Genomic DNA, 15,456 nt, shown 5'->3' with positions numbered 1-15,456 from the left:
GCCGCTACCGCCCGGTCCAGAAGTCCAGCAGCGCCGCCGCGGTCGCGGCGGGCTGCTCCGCGTTCGGCGAGTGCTCCGCGCCCTTGATCACCGTGCGGCGCGCGCCGAGTTGGACAGCCATCCGGTCCAGCAGCGGCACCGGCCAGGCGCCGTCCCGCTCCCCGGAGACCACGTGGATGGGCAGCCCGGCGGCGGCCAGCCGCGCCACCCGGTCCGGCTCGTGCCGCAGCGTGCGGCCCGTGGCCAGGAGCTGCGCGGGCGTGTTCGCCAGCCAGCGGCGGTAGAGGAACGCCCCCACGTCGCCAGGCTCCACCTGCCGGTAGCACACCCGCCACACCCCGCCCGTGCCCAGCACCGGCAGACAGACGCTCAGCGCCCGCACCTTCCACCGCTGCCACCGCGCGACGCGCCCCGGCCCCGAGCCGATCAGGGTCAGCGAGGCGAACGGCGACGGCCGATCGGCGGCCACCGCCCGCAGGACCGCGCCCCGGCAGATCAGGCCGCCCAGCGAGTGGCCCACCAGGTGCACGCGCCCGTTCTCCAGCGCCTCCGCCTGCGCCAGCACGTCCTCCGCCAGCGCCCCGAGCCGGTACGCCCCGCGCCCGGTGGCGCCCAGCGACTCGTACTGGCCGCGCCCGTCCACGGCCACCGCCCGGAACCCCGACGCGGCCAGCGGCGCCAGCAGCGCGATGAAGTCCTCCTTGCTGCCGGTGTATCCGGGCACCAGCAGCACCGTCCCGACGGGCGTCCCGGCCGGCTCGGCGTCCAGCACGGCGAACTCCCCGCGCCGGGTCGCGAGCCGGCGGGCCCGCACCCCCGCGGGCGGCATACAGAACGGCGGTCTGCTCACCTCTCGACAGTAACCGGACCGGGCGACCGGCCGCCGACATCGGTCCGTCATCGAGGCGAAACCGCCGGGGGGTGTTGCCGGGCGGCGCGCTCCGCCAGAATCTACGCGCGTTTCCCCCGTTGGGGCCGTACCACTCGCGAGGAGTTCCCATGCCGCTGGACCGCAGGACGTTTCTGGGTACCACTGCCGCCACCGGGGCGGGGGTGGCGCTCACCGGGGCCGCGGCGGCGCCCGCCGCGGCCCGCCGGGAGCCCGGTCCGCCGCGGTACGAGTTCACCGTGCTGGGCACCACCGACCTGCACGGCAACGTTTTTAATTGGGACTACTTCACCGACGCGGAGTTCACCGACGCCGGCGGCAACGACATCGGCCTCGCCAAGATCTCCACCCTCGTCAACGAGATCCGCGCCGAGCGGGGCCGCCGCAACACCCTCCTCATCGACGCGGGCGACACCATCCAGGGCACCCAACTCGCCTACTACTACGCCAAGATCGACCCCATCACCGGCACCGGGGAGGGCCCGGTGCACCCCATGGCCCAGGCCATGAACGCGATCGGGTACGACGCCGCCGCGCTCGGCAACCACGAGTTCAACTACGGCATCCCGCTGCTGCGCGCCTTCCAGTCGCAGTGCGACTTCCCGCTGCTCGCCGCCAACGCCCTGCACGCGGACACCGAACGCCCCGCCTTCCCGCCCTACTGGCTGACCCGGCTGCGCCCGCCCCGGGGCCGCGACGTCACGGTGGCGGTGCTGGGCCTGACCAACCCCGGCATCGCCGTCTGGGACCGGGCCCATGTCGAGGGACGGATGATCTTCCCGAGCCTGGAGGCACAGGCGGCGCACTACGTGCCGCGGCTGCGCGCGATGGGCGCCGACGTGGTGATCGTCTCCGCGCACTCCGGGACCAGCGGCACGTCCTCCTACGGCGACCAGATCCCGCACATCGAGAACGCCGCCGCGCTGGTGGCCGAGCAGGTGCCGGGCATCGACGCGATCCTGGTGGGCCACGCGCACACGGAGATCCCCGAGCGCCGGGTGAAGAACGCGGAGACCGGGCGCGAAGTGGTGCTCTCCGAGCCGCTGTTCTGGGGCAAGCGGCTGACCCTCTTCGACTTCGAGCTGGTCTGGGACCGGGGCGGCTGGCAGGTGGAGTCGGTCACGGCCGAGGTGCGCAACACCAACACCGTGGCGGAGGACCCCCGCATCACCCGACTTGTCGGCGAGCAGCACGCCCGGGTCGTCGCCTACGTCAACCAGGTCATCGGCACCGCGACCGAGGCGATGGCGGCGACCGAGGCGCCCTACAAGGACACCGCCGTCATCGACTTCATCAACCACGTGCAGACCGAGACGGTCACCGCCGCGCTGGCCGGCTCCGAGTACGCCGGAACCCCGGTGCTGTCCCAGGCCGCGTGCTTCTCGCGGACCGCGGCGATACCGGCCGGCGAGGTCACCATCCGCGACGTGGCCGGGCTGTACACGTTCGAGAACACCCTGGAGGCGCGGCTGATCACGGGCGCCCAGTTGAAGGACTACCTGGAGTACTCGGCGCGTTACTTCACGCAGACCCCGGCCGGCGCCCCGGTGGACCCCGCCGCGCTCACGAACGCGGGCGGCATCCCCGACTACAACTACGACGCGGTCTCCGGCGTCGCCTACGACATCGACATCGCCCGCCCGGCCGGGTCCCGCGTCACCGGCCTGCGGCACGCGGACGGCCGGCCGGTCGGCGAGGCGGAGGAGTTCGTGCTGGCGGTCAACAACTACCGCGCGGGCGGCGGCGGGAACTTCCCGCACATCGCCGGCGCCGAGCGGCTGTGGTCCAACTCCGACGAGATCCGCAACACGATCATCGCCTGGGTGCGGGCGAACGGCGCGATCGATCCGGCCGCGTTCGCCTCCGCCGACTGGCGGCTGACCCGGAACGGGGAGCCCGTCTTCTGACTCCCCGCGCCCGGCTCAGGAATCGGCCGACGGCTGCCCGGCGCCTGGCTGCCCGCCGCGCGTGCGGCGGCGCCGACGGCGCGGCGTGCGCGGCGCGGCGGTGGTCCCGACCTCGGCCGGGGCGTCCGCCTCGTCCCGCGCGGCCGACTCGGTGCTCTCGGCCGGCGCGGCGGTCGCCTCGCCGGTCACCGTGACCCCGCCGCGGGTGCGGCGGCGCTGGCGCGGCGTGCGGGCCTTCGGCGGCTGGCTGCTCTCCCGCCCGCGGCGCTTGCCCTTGGCGGAGGGCCCGCCGAGATCCTCGACCTCTTCGGCGGCGAGCCCGGCCCGGGTGCGCTCGGCGCGCGGCAGCGTGCCCTTGGTGCCCTCGGGGATGCCCAGCGCCTCGAACAGGTGCGGCGAGGTGGAGTACGTCTCCGGCGGGTCGGGGAAGGTCAGGCCCAGCGCCTTGTTGATGAGCTGCCAGCGCGGGATGTCGTCCCAGTCGACCAGGGTCACCGCGATGCCCGTGGCCCCGGCGCGGCCGGTGCGGCCGACGCGGTGCAGATAGGTCTTCTCGTCCTCGGGCGTCTGGTAGTTGATCACGTGGGTGACGCCGTCGACGTCGATGCCGCGGGCCGCGACATCGGTGCAGACGAGGACGTCCACCTTGCCGTTGCGGAACGCGCGCAGCGCCTGCTCGCGGGCGCCCTGCCCGAGGTCGCCGTGCACCGCCGCGGCGGCGAAGCCGCGCCGGCCGAGCTGCTCGGCGACATCGGCCGCCGTCCGCTTGGTGCGGCAGAAGACCATGACCAGGCCCCGGCCCTCGGCCTGGAGGATGCGCGCGACCATCTCCGGCTTGTCCAGGGAGTGCGCGCGGAAGACGTGCTGCGTGATGTTGGCCACAGTCGCGCCCTCGTCGTGGGGCTCGGTGGCGCGGATGTGGGTGGGCTGCCGCATGTAGCGCCGGGCGAGGCCGATGACCTGCCCCGGCATGGTGGCGGAGAACAGCATGGTCTGCCGCTTCGCGGGCAGCAGCTCGATGATCTTCTCGACGTCGGGCAGGAAGCCCAGGTCGAGCATCTCGTCGGCCTCGTCGAGGACCAGGCAGCGCACCTGGGACAGCACCAGCTTGCGCTGGGCGGCCAGGTCGAGCAGCCGGCCCGGGGTGCCGACGACCACGTCGACGCCCTTGTTCAGCGCCTCGACCTGCGGCTCGTAGGCCCGGCCGCCGTAGATCGACAGAACCCGGACGTTGCGGACCTTGCCGGCGGTCAGCAGGTCGTTGGTCACCTGCTGGCACAGCTCACGCGTGGGGACGACGACGAGCGCCTGCGGCGCGTCGGTGAGCTGCTCGGCCGTGGCCCGCCCGGACTCGACGTCCGCCGGGACCGTGACGGTCTCCAGCAGCGGCAGCCCGAAGCCCAGCGTCTTCCCGGTGCCGGTCTTCGCCTGACCGATGACATCGGTGCCGGCGAGGGCGACGGGAAGGGTCATCTCCTGGATGGGGAACGGGGTGGTGATGCCGACGGCCTCCAGGGCCTCGGCGGTCTCGGCCAGGATCCCGAGATCTCGGAATGTGATGGTGGTAGCGGACAGGGTGGTTGCCTCTTCTGTGTGACGCGGCACCCGGCGGCGAGGCGGGTCGTCGTTACCGCGCCGTCGAGTGGCGGCCCCGGGATGGGGGCCGGCCGTCCGGCGCGGGACCCGGTCGTCTCGCTCAAGCGCACGCACCGCGCGAGCGGGGTCCCTCATGCCGCGGTCTGTGCGGAACTCCCCCGGACGTTTCGGTCGGGCGAATCCCCCACGCACCGCGCGGAGGGCTGGTCAGGTCGGAGCCGATCGGGCCACCGACCGGGCATCCTCGGGTCTCCTGGGCGAGTTCCGTACGTTCCGGGCCCAGGTCTCCGGCATGGGGATGGGCCCACCGCATACGAGCGGGCCGCATATACCACTGTACCCCGGAACGGCGCACATGTGTCAGGCCCTGTTCCGGGTGCTCGCGACCGGGTCACCGCCCGCCCGGCCAGCGACTATTGTGCACTGGCGTGAACGGCATCCGGGCGCGCCGGGAAGCCGCCTGCGGAGGAGAGCTGATGGAGACGCCGAAGACCCCGAGTCCCGAGTCGCCCGAGGTCCCGGAGCCCACCGGAATCGCCGCGGTGGACTGGGCGGAGGCGTCCACGGATCCCCGGTACCGGGCGGCCGTGGTCGATCTGCTGGGGGCGCTCGCCTATGGCGAACTGGCGGCCTTCGAGCGGCTGGCGGACGACGCCAAGCTGGCGCCGACGCTGGCCGACAAGGCGGCGCTGGCCCGCATGGCGTCGGCCGAGTTCCAGCACTTCGAGCAGCTCACCGAGCGGCTGCGGCAGATCGACGAGGACCCGACGACGGCGATGGCGCCGTTCGCGTCCGCGCTGGAGGAGTTCCACCGGCTGACCGCGCCGTCCGACTGGCTGGAGGGCCTGGTCAAGGCGTACGTCGGCGACGCCATCGCGGCCGACTTCTACCGCGAGGTGGCCGCCCGCCTGGACTCCGACACCCGTTCCCTGGTGCTGCGCGTACTGGCCGAGACGGACCACTCCTCGTTCGCCGTGGAGAAGGTCCGCTCGGCGATCGAGGCCGACCCCCGGCTGGGCGGCCGGCTGGCGCTGTGGGCCCGGCGGCTGATGGGCGAGGCGCTGTCCCAGGCGCAGCGCGTGGTGGCGGACCGCGACGCGCTGTCCACGATGCTCGTCGGCGGCGTCGCGGACGGCTTCGACCTGGCCGAGATCGGCCGGATGTTCTCCCGCATCACCGAGGCGCACACCAAGCGGATGGCCGCCCTCGGCCTGTCCGCGTAGGCCGGGCGCCGCTACGCTCCCCGCATGACGACCCCCACCGCCCTCGACCTGGCCCTGATCGAGGAGTCCGCGAAGAAGTCCGCGCTGGTGTGGGTGCGCGGCCCGCAGGGGCCCGCGCGTCCGCTGTGGCACGTCTGGCACGACGGCGCGGTCTGGGTGGTCGGCGACGGCCCCGGCGAGCAGCCGCTGGCGGGCCTCCGCCTCACCGACGGCGGCACCGCGACGGTGACCTGCCGCAGCAAGGACAAGGGCGGGCGGCTGGTCGTGTGGCCGGCCCGGGTGGGCGAGCCGGCGCCGGACGGCGACGCCTGGCGGGAGGCGGTCGCAGAGCTGAGGGGCAAGCGGCTCAACGCGCCCGACGCCGAGGCGCTGGCCGAACGCTGGGCCGCCGAGTGCCGGGTGTTCCGCCTGGCCCCGGCCGGGGAGCCGTCGCAGCGGCCCGGGTCGATGCCCACGGCCTCGCTGGCCGCGCCCCCGCTGCCCACGCCCGCGAGCACGCGCCTGCCCACCCCCTCCGGCCTCCCGGTGCGCCGGCGGAAGGCGTAGCCGCCGGGGCTATTCGTCGGGCGTGATCATCGCGTCGCCGTAGTCGACGATCTCGTCCTCGTTCGGCGCGTGCAGCGAGAACTCCTCGCCCCAGTCGTCCATCGTCAACTCCCCCGCCTGGCCGCCCCGTTCCAGCCGGAGCGGATACGGGGTGCCGACCAGCGACACCTCCATCGCGCCGCCCGCGCCGCCGTCCGCCTCGACGCGGATCGTCGCCACGCCGTCGATCTCGCCGCGCTCGCCCGTCGCCCGCTCGCCCTCCAGCGTCAGCAGCCCGTCCAGCAGCGTGTTCTTGTCGGTGAAGCCGCTCAGCTCGGCGTAGGCGGGGTCGTCGGGCGCGACCAGTACGTACTTGTCGTCCAGCTTCTCGGCCGGGTCGGACTCCAGCTCCTCGGGGATGCCCTCGCTCTCCCAGAACGCCGCGTCCGCCTTGATGTACAGGTCCTCGCCGACCCGTAGCAGCTCGAATGTGGTGTCCTCCGCGGACACCTCCCCGACGCCGCCCTCCTCGCCGAGCCGGACGTCGAGCCGGTAGGAGCCGCTCTCCGTGATGACCGTGCCGGACAGCCGCACGGTGGCCGCCTCGGCCGCGGCCGTGCGCGCCCGCTGCTCTATCTCCGCGGGGGGCAGCTCGCCGATGCCGTTGGTGTCCTCGTCCGGGTCGTCCGAGCCGCACCCGGTCGGCGCGACGGCCAGCGCTCCCGCGCAGGCGATACCGGCCAGCGCCCGACGCCACCTGAGCCGGTTTCCGGGGGCAGTTGGTGTCACGAGGCGCAGCGTACCGGCAAGCCGGGCGGGGCCCGAAGGGCTGGTCCCGTCCGCCGCCCGCAGCGCCGTACCATCGGGGGCATGGCTACCGATACTCCCCCTGCTCCGGGCGCGACGGGCACGCTCCCCACGGAAGAGGCGGTGCGCGCCGCGCTGTCGCGGGTGAACGACCCGGAGATCCATCGTCCCATCACCGACCTCGGCATGGTGAAGTCGGTGGACATCGCCGGTGACGGCACGGTCACGGTCGGGGTGTATCTGACGATCCAGGGCTGTCCCATGCGGGACTCGATCACGGCCGACGTCACCGGCGCGGTGCGCGCCGTGCCCGGGGTCACCGGGGTGCGGGTCGAACTGGACGTGATGAGCGACGAGCAGCGCAAGGAGCTGGCCACCACGCTGCGCGGCGGGCAGGCCGAGCGGGAGGTGCCGTTCGCCAAGCCGGGCTCGCTGACCCGGGTCTACGCCGTGGCCTCCGGCAAGGGCGGCGTCGGCAAGTCCTCGGTCACGGTGAACCTGGCCGCGGCGATGGCGGCGGATGGCCTGAAGGTCGGCGTCGTGGACGCGGACATCTACGGCCACTCGGTCCCGCGCATGCTGGGCACGGACGCCGTCCCCACCCAGGTGGAGAACATGATCATGCCGCCGTCGGCGCACGGCGTGAAGGTCATCTCCATCGGGATGTTCACCCCGGGGAACGCCCCGGTGGTGTGGCGCGGCCCGATGCTGCACCGGGCGTTGCAGCAGTTCCTCGCGGACGTCTTCTGGGGCGATCTGGACGTGCTGCTCCTGGACCTGCCGCCGGGCACCGGTGACATCGCCATCTCGGTCGCCCAGTTGGTGCCGGGCGCGGAGATCCTGGTGGTGACCACGCCCCAGCAGGCGGCGGCCGAGGTCGCGGAGCGGGCCGGCTCGATCGCGGTGCAGACGCACCAGAAGATCGTCGGCGTCGTGGAGAACATGGCGGGGCTGCCGTGCCCGCACTGCGGGGAGATGGTGGACGTCTTCGGCACCGGCGGCGGCGAGCGGGTCGCCGAGGGCCTGACCCGGGCGACGGGCGCCAAGGTGCCGGTGCTGGGCTCGATCCCGATCGACGTGCGGCTGCGGGAGGGCGGCGACGAGGGGAAGCCGGTCGTGCTGTCCGACCCCGACTCCCCGGCCGGGACGGCGCTGCGGAAGGTGGCGTCCGCGCTCGGCGCCCGGGAGCGCGGGCTGGCGGGCCTGTCGCTGGGCATCACCCCGCGCAACAAGTTCTGAGGGGCACCGGGTGGGCGGCCCCCACCACCCACCCGCGCTGCCCGCCTAGCTAGGCGTAGCTCTCGATGTCCTTGACCACGGCGAAGCCGAGACCGTAGGCGCTCATGCCGCGCCCGTAGGCGCCGATGTGCACGTCGTGCTGGGCGGCTCCGGCCAGCACCCAGCCGTACTCGGACTCCCGGTAGTGGAAGTCGGTGGGAACGCCGTCGACCGGCAGGGACAGCACGGTCCAGCCGTCGCCGTGCAGGTCGTCGGCCAACTCCCAGGCGATGGCGGTCTGCTGCTCCAGCCAGTCCTGCCGCAGGGCGCGCTCCATCTGGGCCGGCCAGGTGCACGACAGCAGGCCCGAGCCCGCCAGCCAGGCGGCCGAGGAGACCGAGGTGGCCTCCAGCACGCCCGTTCCGTCGGGGCTGCGCCGCACCGGGCGGCTGGCGACCGTGACGACGACGGCGAACCGCTGCTCCTCCTCGCCGAGCTCGCCCCGCAGGGACGGCTCGTCCCCGTGGCCCGTGGAGCCGTGCTCGACAGCGCCGTCCGCGGCGACCCCCACTTGCATCAGCCAGCGAGGGCCGGTGAACGCCTCGTCCAGTCCGTACCAGGGAAAGCCGGCCATCAGATAGCCCTCCACCGCGCGGCGCGCACCGGGTACCCCCTGCGATGCGGCCTGCCCCCCGGACGCGCCTGGGCCGCCTGTCGCGTCCTGCGGCTCTGCCCGACTCGTCGTCTCCATGTAACGCGACGCCTCCTCATTGCCCTCGTCCTGGGCACACCCCGGACATAGGGAGGATAGCCATCCGGGTCCGGGGTGTCGGGCATGCCCGGAGATCGGGTGGCGTCATATGCCCCCGAAAAGACGCGAATGCACTCAGGTGGCGTCGGCGTCGAACGGCGGGGATTCGCGCTGCGTCTCGGCGCGGTCCCCGGCGGTGTCCTTGGACAGCGTGACGGGTGTGGTGCCGCTCGCCCCGGCCGCGCCCGCGGCGCCCTCCGGCGACTGCTTGGCCAGGCTGGTGCGGGAGGCCGGGCGGCCGTTCACCGCGTCGGTGACCTCGGTCAGCTCCTTGCGCATGTCCAGGCTGCTGGTGATCTCCTTCAGGCCGAGATCGTCGTTGTCCAGCAGGTGCTTCTTCGCGAACCGGCGGGGGTTGAGGTCCTCGAATTCGAAGTCCTTGAACTCCGGGCCGAGCTCGTTGCGGATGTCCTGCTTCGCGCCGTCGGAGAACTCGCGGACCTTCCGCAGGAACCGTGCGGTGTCCTGGATCATCTTCGGAAGCTTCTCGGGACCGAAGACGAGAACCGCGAGAATGACGAGCGTGATGAACTCCAGTGACCCTATATCGAAGAACACCTGACAGCTCCCTCACGCATACGGTAGATGGCTACGGTACCCGCCCTCGGCGGCCGGCGGGAGACGCCGGAACCCACAACGCGGTGAACGCTGGCCCACACGCCCGTCAACCGGCCCTCCCTCAGTCGCCGAACGCCTCACCCAGCGTGACGGTCAGCTCGATCTCCTCACCGTCGCGCTCGATGGTCAGCACCAGCTCGTCGCCCGGCCGGTGGCTGCGGATCTTCACGATGAGCTCGTCGCTGCCGAGCACCCGCTCCCCGTCCACGGCCGTGATGACGTCGCCTTCCTCGACACCCGCCGCCTCGGCCGGGCCGCCGGGCACGACGGCCGGCTCCCCGGAGGAGCTGCCGACCCGGGCGCCGTCGCCGAGATAACCGGTGTCCAGGGTGACCCCGATGACCGGGTGGCTGGCACGCCCCGTGTTGATCAACTGCTCGGCGACGTCCTTGGCCTGATTGACCGGAATGGCGAAGCCGAGCCCGACGCTGCCGGACTGGCCCGGGTCCAGGCCGCCGCCGTCGGCGGTGCGGATGGCGCTGTTGACGCCGATCACCCGGCCGTTGAGGTCGACGAGCGGGCCGCCGGAGTTGCCCGGGTTTATCGGGGCGTCCGTCTGGAGGGCGTTGACATAGCTGACGTCCGAGCCGTCCGCCTCCTCGCCGCCCGCCGTGATGGGACGCTCGGTGGCGCTGATGATGCCGGAGGTGACGGTGCCCTGGAGGTCGAACGGCGAGCCGATCGCCACCACCGGGTCGCCGACGCGGACGGAGTCCGAGTCGCCGAGCGGCAGCGCGCTGAGGCCCGAGACACCGGAGACCTTGACCACGGCCAAGTCGTAGCCGGCGTCCTGGCCGACGACCTCGGCACTCGCCGTGTCCCCGCTGCTGAAGGTGACGTCTATCACGCCGCCCTCGCCGGCCGGCCGCACCACATGGGCGTTGGTGAGGATGTGGCCCTGCTCGTCGAGGACGAAGCCAGTGCCGGTGGCGCCCTCGCCGCCGCCCGAGACATGGAGGGTGACGACGCCCGGCAGCACGGCCTCGGCGATTCCGGCGATGCTGCCCTCCGGCGGCGGCGAGTCCTCGGTGACCGCCTGCGGCAGCCGCACCTCACTGAACGCGCCCTCGCGCTCCAGGTAGACGCCGATCGTCCCGCCGAGGACGCCGGCCAGCAGCGCGATCACCGCGGCACCGCCCACCAGCCGGCTGAGGCGGGGACCGCCGGTCCCGGACGGCGGGGCGGCGGGGCCGACCAACGCGGGGGCGGCGCCGGGCGCGGCCCAGGGGTCGTACCGCCGCGGCTGCTCCCCGCCCGGGACGGCGCCCGGCGGCACATGGGTCCCCCCGGCCGGGGTGCCGCCCGGCGGGACATGCGTGCCGGCGGCCGGAGTCGCGTTCGGCGGAACGTGCGTGCCACCGGAAGGAGTGGCGTTCGGCGGGACATGGGTCCCGGCGGCGGGGGTGGCGTGCGGCGGCACATGCGTGCCGGCGGCCGGGGTCCCGTTCGGCGGCACGTGGGTGCCACCGGGCGGCGTCGGGGTCGGCCGCTGAACGGGCGGGGCGGGCGCCCAGGGGCCGGGCTGCCCGTAGGGCGGTGTGCCGTACGGGTCGTGCCCCGGCCGTGCGTCGGGGTCCTCGCCCTGGCTCGGCCCGGGCGCTCCCCAGGAGGCGCGGGAGGCGGCCTGCTGGCCGGGAAGGCTGTTCCCCTTGTCCATGGCGGCTGTCCCCATCGTGTCCGCGGCGGTCCTGTTCCCGGCACAGATTGAACCAGGTCAGTCCGCCGAATTCAGCGGGGGCTCACGGCTCCGAGGATGCTGGGGCCCGCCGAGGGATCGGCGAGCGGCGCCAGTTTCAGGCCGGCACCCAGCAACGGGAAGAGCTGACCGCTCGATCCGATCGGCCCCGCGGGCGCGCTGAGCAGGGCGAGCCCGGCGGCCTGGGCGGCGATGGCCTCCGGCAGCTCCCTCTCCTCTTCCGAACGTCCGCTCTGTGTGCGGGCCATGGCGACCTGGCTGACGTTGCTGCCCGCGGCGACCGTGCCGGGCTGCGACGAACCGGCGGTGGCCGTGCCCGCGCCGACGCTGGAGACCGCGCCGCCGATGGCGAACGCCGCCAGCGACACCGCGCCGGCCGCGGCGAACGCCAGCCGGTGGCCACGGGGCACGCGGGCGGCCCCCGGCTCATGTATCCGGAAGCCCCGCTCGCCGCCCAGCCGGGGCGGGCCGAGCGCCGACTCGCGCTGCTTGCCGCCGGGCAGCAGGTCCAGCCGGAGCACGGAGGACCGCCGCTGCGCGGGCGGCTGCTCCTCCCGCCCCCCGGGCGCGTCCGAGGAGTCGGCCGGCGGCTCCGCGCCGACGGCCGGCAGACTCTGGAGCCTGGCCAGCAGCCCGTCCGAGGGGCCCGGCAGCACGCTCTCGGCGAAGACGCTCTTCAACTCGCGCTGGGCGTCCGCCTCCGCCTTGCAGCTCGGGCAGGTGGCGAGGTGGGCCAGCACGCGGTCCCGGCTGTCGTGCGACAGCTCGCCGTCCACGAGAGCGGCCAGGCTCTCCCCGAGATGGTGGTCGGCCTGGCCGGGCTCTTGGGCACTGGTCACTCCGCCCCGCCTTCCCCGGCACGCCGGGCGGCGGGAACCGTGGCGAGGAGGGACTCCTCGCGCTCGGCACGCACGCCGGGCGAGCGGTGGCGCAGGGCCTTGCGCAGGTGCGACCGGCCGCGGTGGATCCGGCTGCGGACCGTGCCCAGCTTCACCCCGAGGGTGGTGGCGATCTCCTCGTAGCTCAGCCCCTCGATGTCGCACAGCACCACGGCGGCGCGGAAGTCGGGGGCCAGGGTGTCCAGGGCCTGCTGCACGTCGGCGTCGAAGTGCGTGTCGTTGAAGTGCTGCTGGGGCGTGGGCTCCCGGCTGGGCAGCCGGTCGGCCGCGTCCTCGCCGAGCGCGTCGAACCGGATGCGCTGCTTGCGGCGGACGGAGTCCAGGAACAGGTTCGTGGTGATGCGGTGCAGCCAGCCCTCGAAGGTGCCGGGCGTGTAGGTAGACAGCGAACGGAAGACCCGGACGAAGACCTCCTGCGTCAGGTCCTCGGCGTCGTGCTGGTTCCCCGTGAGCCGGTAGGCCAGGCGGTACACACGTGCGCTGTGAGTGCTGACGATCTCTTCCCAGCTCGGCGGGGCCCAAGTGGTGCTGTCGGAGCCCGCGTTGAACGTGGCGACGGTCGCGGTGGTGCCGTCTGCCTCGTCGATGGTGACATGCGCCCGGTCGGCGTCAGCGTTCTCTGTCACGGAATTCGGCCCGCCGGAAGACCGCAGGAAGCGTGTGAGCACTCCCCGGCCGGTGGACGTGGCCGCACCTCCCCTGTCGGCTCTGGTGGTGTCCAGTGGAGTCCCTACCATAGCCACCTCGCCCGTTAGCTCCGGATAAGCATTTCTTGACCGGCTTTCCCGGCCCCGCACCCGCTCCCGCGGATGCCCCGTGACTGATCCAACGACCGGTCCGGGCGTCCTGTTCCCCCCGGGAGTCGATACAGTCAAAGCGCGTGACAGACGGGGACAGGAGAGGGCCATTACCGGCAACCGGCTGACGAGCTGGGCGTTCGCCGAGGCGTATGGCGCACCGGACGCCGAGGCACCGGAGGGCGCGGCGCTCCGCTGGGCCCGCGACCGGGCCCGGGAGGTCGGCGTGCGCCCCGTGTCCCCCGGGACCGGGGACGCCCTGCGCCTGCTGGCCGCCACCGCCGGGGCCCGGGCCGTGGTGGAGATCGGCACCGGCACGGGGGTGTCCGGAATCCACCTGCTGGCCGGGATGCGGCCCGACTCCGTGCTGACCACGGTGGACATCGAGCCGGAGCGGCAGCAGTTCGCCCGGCAGGCGTTCCGCATGGCCGGTTTCGCGGGCAACCGCGCGCGGCTCATCCCCGGCCACGCGCTGGACGTGCTGCCCCGGCTCACCGACGGCGGCTATGACCTCGTCTTCTGCGACGGCGACCGGCTGGAGTGCCTGGAATGCCTCGCAGAATCGTTGCGGCTGCTGCGGCCCGGCGGGCTGGTGTGCTTCGCCGGGGTCTTCGCGGGCGGGCGCACCGTGGACTCCGGGGCGCAGCCGACGGAGGTGCGGAAGCTGCGCGAGCTGCTGCGCGCCGTGCGGGAGAGCAAGGATCTGGTGCCGGCGCTGCTGCCCGTCGGCGACGGCCTGCTGTGCGCGGCCCGCGCCTAGAAGAAACCAAACGGCGCTGCCCCGGATCGCCTTCCGGGGCAGCGCCGACTGTCAGCTCGGAGCGCGGCGGCTCAGCCGGTCACCTTCTTGAGTTCCTCGTCGAGGGCGACAGCCTCGTCCGGGGTCAGCTCGACGACGAGTCGGCCACCGCCTTCGAGCGGAACGCGCATGATGATGCCCCGCCCCTCCTTGGTCACCTCAAGCGGACCATCGCCCGTCCGCGGCTTCATGGCCGCCATGCTCGTTCCCCTTCCTGAACCAGCTCGTCGAGCCCGACAACACATGAGGGTCACCGGTCTCGAACACATTGCTTCACGCCATTATCCCGCATGGAACGTCCTCATGACCAACATTGGGCGGTATCCCTTCGGCAACGCGCACGCGCAAAACCACTCAATTCGCCGATTGTCCCGCGATAGCACGGACTTCTGCGTCATGCTGAGCGGCATGGCCGACACCGACACCGTGCTCTACGAGGTAACCGACGGTCTCGCGACTGTCACGCTGAATCGTCCCGAGGCGATGAATGCCCTGAATGTGACGGCGAAGGAAGCACTGCGCGACTCGTTGCGGAGGGCGGCGGGGGATTCCCAGGTCCGGGCCGTTCTCCTCACCGGCAACGGCCGCGCCTTCTGTGTGGGACAGGACCTCAAGGAACACGTCGCGGCATTGGCGGCGGAAGAAGACGACGCGATGCGCACCGTGGCGCTGCACTACAACCCCATCGTCAGCGCGATCGCCGGAATGCGGAAACCGGTCGTGGCCGCGGTGAACGGGGTGGCCGCCGGAGCCGGATTCGGCTTCGCGCTCGCGGCCGACTACCGACTCGCCGCCCGGAGCGCGTCTTTCAACACCGCGTTCGCGGGAATTGCGCTGTCGGCCGACTCCGGCCTCTCCTGGACCCTGCCCCGGGCCGTGGGCCCGGGCCGGGCCGCCGACTTGCTGCTCTTCCCGAGGACGGTGGACGCCGCCGAGGCCGAGCGGCTGGGCATCGTGCAGCGGGTCGTGCCCGACGAGGAGCTGCCCGCGGCGGCCCTGGAGACCGCGCGCCGACTGGCCGAGGGGCCCACGCTCGCCTACGCGGCGATCAAGGAGTCCCTGGCCTACGCCGCGGGCCACCCGTTCACGGAGACGCTGGAGGTCGAGGCCCGGCTCCAGCGGGAGGCCGGGGCCACGGCGGACCACCGGGCGGCGGTGGCCGCGTTCACCCGGAAGGAAAGCCCGCGGTTCGCCGGCGAATGAGCCGCCCGGCGGCGCGGTCGCTCAGGACTGCTCGGACGGCGGCGCCGCGTCCCCGTCCGGCGCCACCGAACGGGCTCCGGCCAGCGCCGTCTCCAGCTCGGCGATCCGCGCGTCGCGCTCGGCGAGCTCGGCGGCCAGCCGGTCCAGCACGTCGTCGACCTCGGCCATCCGGTAGCCGCGCGGCGCGACGGGCAGCCGCACCCGCACCACGTCCGCGGGGCCGATGGGCCGGTCGCTGGGCAGCGGATCGGCCAGCCGGTCCGGCTCGGCGTCCGTGAGCCCGCCGGTCGACGGCCCGCCCGAGCCGTCGCCGCTGCCGAGCACCGCCAGCGTGACCGCGGCGATCACCACGACCATCGCGGCCATCAGAAACCAGAACACGGCTGCCTCCCCTTGGCTTCGACTCTCCTGCGGTGCCGATCGTCGCATGCCGCGCCGACACCCGCGTGCGGGTAGGTTCGACAGAGT

15 protein-coding genes and 1 pseudogene are annotated in these 15,456 nt (G+C 73.4%); 6 read left to right on the top strand and 10 right to left on the bottom strand.

All coding sequences use genetic code 11. The annotated features are described in order from the left end of the window. Window positions 1–4: 4 nt before the first annotated feature. A complete protein-coding gene (locus tag RM590_RS07805) occupies window positions 5–850 on the bottom strand; it encodes an alpha/beta fold hydrolase (RefSeq protein WP_311703654.1) in 846 nt (281 codons plus the stop codon). A gap of 149 nt (window positions 851–999) precedes the next feature. Here RM590_RS07805 and RM590_RS07800 point away from each other — a divergent pair, with 149 nt between their 5' ends. Then, on the top strand, window positions 1,000–2,796 hold the full coding sequence (locus RM590_RS07800) for a bifunctional metallophosphatase/5'-nucleotidase (RefSeq protein ID WP_311703653.1): 1,797 nt from the start codon (window positions 1,000–1,002) through the stop codon (window positions 2,794–2,796). Between the two features lie 15 nt (window positions 2,797–2,811). On the opposite strand, the gene RM590_RS07795 is transcribed toward RM590_RS07800, so the two are convergent. After that, a complete protein-coding gene (locus RM590_RS07795) occupies window positions 2,812–4,527 on the bottom strand; it encodes a DEAD/DEAH box helicase (RefSeq protein ID WP_394813817.1) in 1,716 nt (571 codons plus the stop codon). Window positions 4,528–4,868: 341 nt separating this feature from the next. On the opposite strand from RM590_RS07795, the gene RM590_RS07790 reads away from it, so the two are divergent. Continuing rightward, window positions 4,869–5,615 carry a ferritin-like fold-containing protein gene (locus RM590_RS07790; protein WP_311703652.1) on the top strand — a complete coding sequence of 249 codons (747 nt, stop codon included), beginning with the start codon at window positions 4,869–4,871 and terminating at the stop codon, window positions 5,613–5,615. 24 nt (window positions 5,616–5,639) lie between these two features. Beyond that, a complete protein-coding gene (locus RM590_RS07785; protein ID WP_311703651.1) occupies window positions 5,640–6,161 on the top strand; it encodes a hypothetical protein in 522 nt (173 codons plus the stop codon). Window positions 6,162–6,170: 9 nt separating this feature from the next. Here RM590_RS07785 and RM590_RS07780 read toward each other — a convergent pair whose 3' ends face one another. Continuing rightward, window positions 6,171–6,929, bottom strand: a complete 759-nt coding sequence (locus RM590_RS07780) for a hypothetical protein (RefSeq protein ID WP_311703650.1) — start codon at window positions 6,927–6,929, stop codon at window positions 6,171–6,173. An 81-nt stretch (window positions 6,930–7,010) separates the two neighbouring features. Here RM590_RS07780 and RM590_RS07775 point away from each other — a divergent pair, with 81 nt between their 5' ends. Continuing rightward, on the top strand, window positions 7,011–8,186 hold the full coding sequence (locus RM590_RS07775) for an Mrp/NBP35 family ATP-binding protein (RefSeq protein ID WP_311703649.1): 1,176 nt from the start codon (window positions 7,011–7,013) through the stop codon (window positions 8,184–8,186). A gap of 49 nt (window positions 8,187–8,235) precedes the next feature. On the opposite strand, the gene RM590_RS07770 is transcribed toward RM590_RS07775, so the two are convergent. From RM590_RS07770 to sigE, 5 genes are all read right to left on the bottom strand, one after another. Continuing rightward, window positions 8,236–8,916, bottom strand: a complete 681-nt coding sequence (locus tag RM590_RS07770; RefSeq protein WP_311703648.1) for a hypothetical protein — start codon at window positions 8,914–8,916, stop codon at window positions 8,236–8,238. Between the two features lie 135 nt (window positions 8,917–9,051). Then, a complete protein-coding gene (locus RM590_RS07765; RefSeq protein WP_311703647.1) occupies window positions 9,052–9,534 on the bottom strand; it encodes a sec-independent translocase in 483 nt (160 codons plus the stop codon). Between the two features lie 121 nt (window positions 9,535–9,655). Further along, the gene (locus RM590_RS07760) at window positions 9,656–11,251 is read right to left on the bottom strand and encodes a trypsin-like peptidase domain-containing protein (RefSeq protein WP_311703646.1); all 1,596 of its coding nucleotides are present in this window, start codon (window positions 11,249–11,251) and stop codon (window positions 9,656–9,658) included. 71 nt (window positions 11,252–11,322) lie between these two features. After that, on the bottom strand, window positions 11,323–12,129 hold the full coding sequence (locus RM590_RS07755; RefSeq protein WP_311703645.1) for an anti-sigma factor family protein: 807 nt from the start codon (window positions 12,127–12,129) through the stop codon (window positions 11,323–11,325). Beyond that, on the bottom strand, window positions 12,126–12,926 hold the full coding sequence (gene sigE / locus RM590_RS07750; RefSeq protein WP_311703644.1) for an RNA polymerase sigma factor SigE: 801 nt from the start codon (window positions 12,924–12,926) through the stop codon (window positions 12,126–12,128). Before sigE ends, RM590_RS07755 begins: the two co-directional genes overlap by 4 nt. Before the next feature lie 109 nt (window positions 12,927–13,035). Between sigE and RM590_RS07745 the strand changes: the two genes are divergently transcribed. Further along, a complete protein-coding gene (locus RM590_RS07745) occupies window positions 13,036–13,746 on the top strand; it encodes an O-methyltransferase (RefSeq protein ID WP_311703834.1) in 711 nt (236 codons plus the stop codon). Between the two features lie 71 nt (window positions 13,747–13,817). Here RM590_RS07745 and RM590_RS07740 read toward each other — a convergent pair whose 3' ends face one another. Continuing rightward, complete coding sequence (locus RM590_RS07740) at window positions 13,818–13,985, bottom strand: DUF3117 domain-containing protein (RefSeq protein WP_019434894.1); 168 nt, start codon at window positions 13,983–13,985, stop codon at window positions 13,818–13,820. A 208-nt stretch (window positions 13,986–14,193) separates the two neighbouring features. Here RM590_RS07740 and RM590_RS07735 point away from each other — a divergent pair, with 208 nt between their 5' ends. After that, the gene (locus tag RM590_RS07735) at window positions 14,194–14,988 is read left to right on the top strand and encodes an enoyl-CoA hydratase-related protein (RefSeq protein WP_311703643.1); all 795 of its coding nucleotides are present in this window, start codon (window positions 14,194–14,196) and stop codon (window positions 14,986–14,988) included. A 60-nt stretch (window positions 14,989–15,048) separates the two neighbouring features. On the opposite strand, the pseudogene RM590_RS07730 reads toward RM590_RS07735, so the two are convergent. Next, window positions 15,049–15,417 (bottom strand): annotated as a pseudogene (locus RM590_RS07730) (DivIVA domain-containing protein); the annotation flags it as partial. Window positions 15,418–15,456 lie beyond the last annotated feature (39 nt).

This window comes from Streptomyces litchfieldiae (assembly GCF_031845365.1).
Classification (GTDB): domain Bacteria; phylum Actinomycetota; class Actinomycetes; order Streptomycetales; family Streptomycetaceae; genus Streptomyces; species Streptomyces litchfieldiae.
This window is presented reverse-complemented; position numbering and strand designations above follow the sequence as displayed.

Excerpts from the sequence above, each read along its gene's own strand:
- RM590_RS07790 (WP_311703652.1), top strand. The coding sequence starts at position 4,869 with ATGGAGACGCCGAAGACCCCGAGTCCCGAGTCGCCCGAGGTCCCGGAG.
- RM590_RS07775 (WP_311703649.1), top strand. The coding sequence starts at position 7,011 with ATGGCTACCGATACTCCCCCTGCTCCGGGCGCGACGGGCACGCTCCCC.
- sigE (WP_311703644.1), bottom strand. The coding sequence starts at position 12,926 with ATGGTAGGGACTCCACTGGACACCACCAGAGCCGACAGGGGAGGTGCG.
- RM590_RS07785 (WP_311703651.1), top strand. The coding sequence starts at position 5,640 with ATGACGACCCCCACCGCCCTCGACCTGGCCCTGATCGAGGAGTCCGCG.
- RM590_RS07760 (WP_311703646.1), bottom strand. The coding sequence starts at position 11,251 with ATGGACAAGGGGAACAGCCTTCCCGGCCAGCAGGCCGCCTCCCGCGCC.
- RM590_RS07735 (WP_311703643.1), top strand. The coding sequence starts at position 14,194 with ATGGCCGACACCGACACCGTGCTCTACGAGGTAACCGACGGTCTCGCG.
- RM590_RS07800 (WP_311703653.1), top strand. The coding sequence starts at position 1,000 with ATGCCGCTGGACCGCAGGACGTTTCTGGGTACCACTGCCGCCACCGGG.
- RM590_RS07740 (WP_019434894.1), bottom strand. The coding sequence starts at position 13,985 with ATGGCGGCCATGAAGCCGCGGACGGGCGATGGTCCGCTTGAGGTGACC.
- RM590_RS07795 (WP_394813817.1), bottom strand. The coding sequence starts at position 4,527 with ATGAGGGACCCCGCTCGCGCGGTGCGTGCGCTTGAGCGAGACGACCGG.
- RM590_RS07770 (WP_311703648.1), bottom strand. The coding sequence starts at position 8,916 with ATGGAGACGACGAGTCGGGCAGAGCCGCAGGACGCGACAGGCGGCCCA.